Below are 3,196 nucleotides of genomic sequence, written 5' to 3' on the forward strand. Positions count from 1 at the left end.
GTCTTCGCGCCGCCGGCCGAGACAAACCCGCCGTCGCCCTGATGCGTCGTCGGCGTCACCACCGTGTCGAGGCGCGAGCGTCGCCAAGGATTGATGACCGGGCCGTAATAGGAGGTCTCGTTGGAGGAGCCCATGGCGAACTCGTCCATGTTGAGCTTGCCGAGCATCACCGCGCCGTCGGCCCACAGGTTGGATGTGACGGTCGATTCGTAGCGCGGTTTGAACCCGTCGAGCACATGGCTGCAGGCCTGGGTGTGGACGCCTTCGGTGGCGAACAGGTCCTTGATGCCGAGCGGAATGCCTTCGAGTGCCCCGCCCTCGCCCTTGCCGAGCTTCGCGTCGGAAGCCTTGGCCATCTCGCGCGCCTTGTCGCCGGTCACCGCGACATAGGCGTTGAGCACCGGATTGGCGCGCTCGATCGCCGAGAGATAGGCGTCGGTGATCTCGGCAGCCGAAATCTCCTTGCCGCGCAGCTTGGCGCGGGCCTCGGAAATGGTGAGATGTGTGAGGTCGCTCATCAGGCAAGGCTCTTTTCGTAAAACACCGACCATTCCGAGTCGGGATAATCCAGCACCGGGCCGCAACGCGAAAACCCGGCGCGTTCGTAGACGGTCCAGGCGGCAGGGTGGCGATCGCCGGTCTCCAGAACCAGGCGCTTCAGGCCTTCCTGCCGCGCCAAACCCTCGATCCGAGCAACGATTTGGGCACCGATCTTCTGGCCGCGATGCGAGGGCCGCGTGTACATGCGCTTGACCTCGCCCACCGCGTCCGCATGACGCTTCAGCGCGCCGCAGCCGACCGCAAGGCCACCGTCGCGGGCGACGAACACGGTCGTGTCGTGGCCAGCCATCTGCTCGACGGTGAGGTGATAGCAATGTTCCGGCGGCGTCAGTTCGAGCAGCGCGGTGTTGAGTTCTGCGACCAGCGCGCGCACGTCGTCCTGCAAGGGCGTCTCGACGCCGATTTCGACGGCCATCCTGCCCTTACTCCACAACCTTGGGAACGAGGAAGAAATTCTCTTCCGTGGCCGGCGCGTTGGCGACGATGTCGACCGCCTTGTTGCCGTCGGTGATCATATCCTGCCGCTTCTTCATCTCCATCGGCGTGACCGAAGTCATCGGTTCGACGCCGGAGACGTCCACCTCGTTCAACTGCTCGACGAAGCCAAGGATGGCGTTCAGCTCGCCTGTCATGCGCTCGGCATCCTGCTCGCTCACCGCAATGCGGGCAAGGTGGGCGACGCGCTTCACGGTCTGAAGATCAACGGACATGTCTATTTGCCTCGGGAAAACCAGTGCGGGCTATAGCGGCGCCGCGCTTGCGGCGCAACATAGATCATGCCGCCGACCGGGATGCGGTGCTTCGGGCGCCGCTCTAGGTAGTGTACCCTACTACATAGGACGAACGCCTAGATCGTGATCGCCTTGCCGATCTCGGGCAGCGCCACCTTGACGCCGGATCCCTCCATGCCGGCGACGAATTTGTCGGCGGTCTGGTCGATCATCGGGAAGGTGCCGAAATGGCAGGGAACGACCGTATCGAAGCGGAAAAAGCGGCGGCAGGCTAGGGCAGCCACCGCGCCGCCCATGGTGAAGCGATCGCCGATCGGCACGATGCCGATCTTCGGTTCATGCAATTCGTTGATCAGCCCCATATCGGAAAAAATGTCGGTGTCGCCCATGTGGTAGAGCGTCTTGTCCTCCGGGAAATGCAGCACGAGCCCGCCCGGATTGCCGAGATAGGTGTTGGTACCGTCTTGTCCGCCGAACGAAGAGGAGTGCAAAGCCTGGACGAAAGTGGCGGTGAAGGGACCGCAATCGACCGTACCGCCTATATTGCCGGGGTTTATCTTCTTATCGCTGACCCCCTGGCCGACGAAATACATGCAGATCTCGAAATTGGCGACAAGCATGGCGCCGCTCTTCTTCAGCACCTCGGCGGCGCCGCTGATATGATCGCTGTGGCCATGGGTCAGAAGAACATGCGTCACCCCTTCGGCCGGATTTTCCCAGCCGCCCGTCCAAGACGGATTGCCGACCAGATACGGGTCGATGAGGATGTTGGCGTCCTTGGTCTCGATGCGGAATGCCGAATGTCCATACCAGGTCAGTTTCATGCAGGGATTCCTCGATTTTCTCGTTGCCAAAGGATAGAACGCCGAAAGCAAATTGAAAGTCCCGCGGCCGATCAAAAAGCCGCGCGGCGACTAACCAGGACGAGCGGTTGGGCATCATAAGCATCGAGGAATTGCCGGCACTTCTCGCGGGCGGCCGCACGCTCGCCGGGCTTGATCTGGGCGACAAGACGATCGGCGTGGCGGTGTCGGACCGAAGCCTGTCCTTCGCCCATCCGCGCCCGGTCATCCTGCGCAAGAAGTTTTCGCTCGATGCCGCCCAGTTGCTGGCTCAGCTCGAGAAGGACAATGTCGGCGCGATCGTGCTCGGCCTTCCCGTCAACATGGACGGATCGGAAGGACCGCGCGCCCAGAAATCCCGCGCCTTCGCGCGCAACCTGGCCGCCTTGTCCGACCTGCCCTTCGTGCTGTGGGACGAGCGGCTGTCGACGGTCGCGGCGGAACGAACGCTGATCGAGATGGATTTCTCGCGCAAGAAGCGCGCCGGCAAGATCGATTCGGCGGCGGCGGCATTTATTCTGCAGGGAGCGTTGGACCGACTCCAGTCGCTCGGCCGAGCTGATCGGGGCTGACAGGGCCTTCCCGGCGCCGCCTGATCCATTCGGCGATTTGGCGCCGGCGGCGGAATGCCACCAGCCCGAGCAGCAGGAAACTGTCGAACACACAGGCCCGCGCCACCATACCGGGGATGATTCCCGGATCGACGCCGAGCATCTGGCCGTAAAGCTGGAAGACCAGGTCGTGCAATTGGCGGCTGAGCATCACGTAGCCGAAATTGATGTCGTTGAGAGACAGGAAGAACCAGCCCCAGAACAGGACCAGCGGAGCCGCCCAGAATGCGAACAAGGCGCGCATCAGCGGCGACCTCCGGGTCTGGTTTCCGGCCGGCTGGAGATGCGGGACAGGAGCGAGCTGTGCGCGACGCCCGCCCCCATGCGATGGGAAACCAGGCGGGCTTCGCTTTCATGCAAGGTCATCGCGGCGAGAGCCGAGCGTCGCTCGGCGAGCACCGCGACATAAGAGGCGAGCAGCGCCGTCATCTGGATGGCGACGATCATGAAC

General features: G+C 63.1%; 6 protein-coding genes and 1 pseudogene. 1 reads left to right on the forward strand and 6 read right to left on the reverse strand.

Annotated elements, in window-relative coordinates:
* From EOA32_RS35420 to EOA32_RS35435, 4 genes are all read right to left on the reverse strand, one after another.
* Nucleotides 1–518 (reverse strand): amidase (locus tag EOA32_RS35420; protein ID WP_245499503.1); only part of this gene is annotated, 518 nt, incomplete at its 3' end.
* Nucleotides 518–976, reverse strand: coding sequence for a GNAT family N-acetyltransferase (locus tag EOA32_RS35425; RefSeq protein ID WP_128374169.1), 459 nt, complete (start codon nucleotides 974–976; stop codon nucleotides 518–520). The genes EOA32_RS35425 and EOA32_RS35420, both read right to left, overlap by 1 nt.
* A gap of 7 nt (nucleotides 977–983) precedes the next feature.
* A complete protein-coding gene (gene gatC, locus EOA32_RS35430) occupies nucleotides 984–1,271 on the reverse strand; it encodes an Asp-tRNA(Asn)/Glu-tRNA(Gln) amidotransferase subunit GatC (protein ID WP_066992584.1) in 288 nt (95 codons plus the stop codon).
* A gap of 137 nt (nucleotides 1,272–1,408) precedes the next feature.
* Nucleotides 1,409–2,116 (reverse strand): metal-dependent hydrolase, encoded by a 708-nt coding sequence (locus tag EOA32_RS35435; protein WP_095777741.1) that lies wholly within the window; start codon nucleotides 2,114–2,116, stop codon nucleotides 1,409–1,411.
* Between the two features lie 107 nt (nucleotides 2,117–2,223).
* Between EOA32_RS35435 and ruvX the strand changes: the two genes are divergently transcribed.
* Entirely contained in the window at nucleotides 2,224–2,706 is a 483-nt protein-coding gene (ruvX, locus tag EOA32_RS35440) for a Holliday junction resolvase RuvX (protein WP_095777742.1), read from the forward strand.
* Here ruvX and EOA32_RS35445 read toward each other — a convergent pair.
* Nucleotides 2,648–2,989: a DUF6105 family protein gene (locus tag EOA32_RS35445; protein WP_066992578.1), complete on the reverse strand. Its 342-nt coding sequence runs from the start codon at nucleotides 2,987–2,989 to the stop codon at nucleotides 2,648–2,650. The two genes, ruvX and EOA32_RS35445, sit on opposite strands and share 59 nt — an antisense overlap.
* Nucleotides 2,989–3,196, reverse strand: a pseudogene (locus EOA32_RS39035) (hypothetical protein); the annotation flags it as partial. The pseudogene EOA32_RS39035 and the gene EOA32_RS35445, both read right to left, overlap by 1 nt.

The organism is Mesorhizobium sp. M1A.F.Ca.ET.072.01.1.1, from assembly GCF_004023325.1.
Lineage (GTDB): Bacteria > Pseudomonadota > Alphaproteobacteria > Rhizobiales > Rhizobiaceae > Mesorhizobium.

Excerpts from the sequence above, each read along its gene's own strand:
- EOA32_RS35425 (WP_128374169.1), bottom strand. The coding sequence starts at position 976 with ATGGCCGTCGAAATCGGCGTCGAGACGCCCTTGCAGGACGACGTGCGC.
- gatC (WP_066992584.1), bottom strand. The coding sequence starts at position 1,271 with ATGTCCGTTGATCTTCAGACCGTGAAGCGCGTCGCCCACCTTGCCCGC.
- EOA32_RS35435 (WP_095777741.1), bottom strand. The coding sequence starts at position 2,116 with ATGAAACTGACCTGGTATGGACATTCGGCATTCCGCATCGAGACCAAG.
- EOA32_RS35445 (WP_066992578.1), bottom strand. The coding sequence starts at position 2,989 with ATGCGCGCCTTGTTCGCATTCTGGGCGGCTCCGCTGGTCCTGTTCTGG.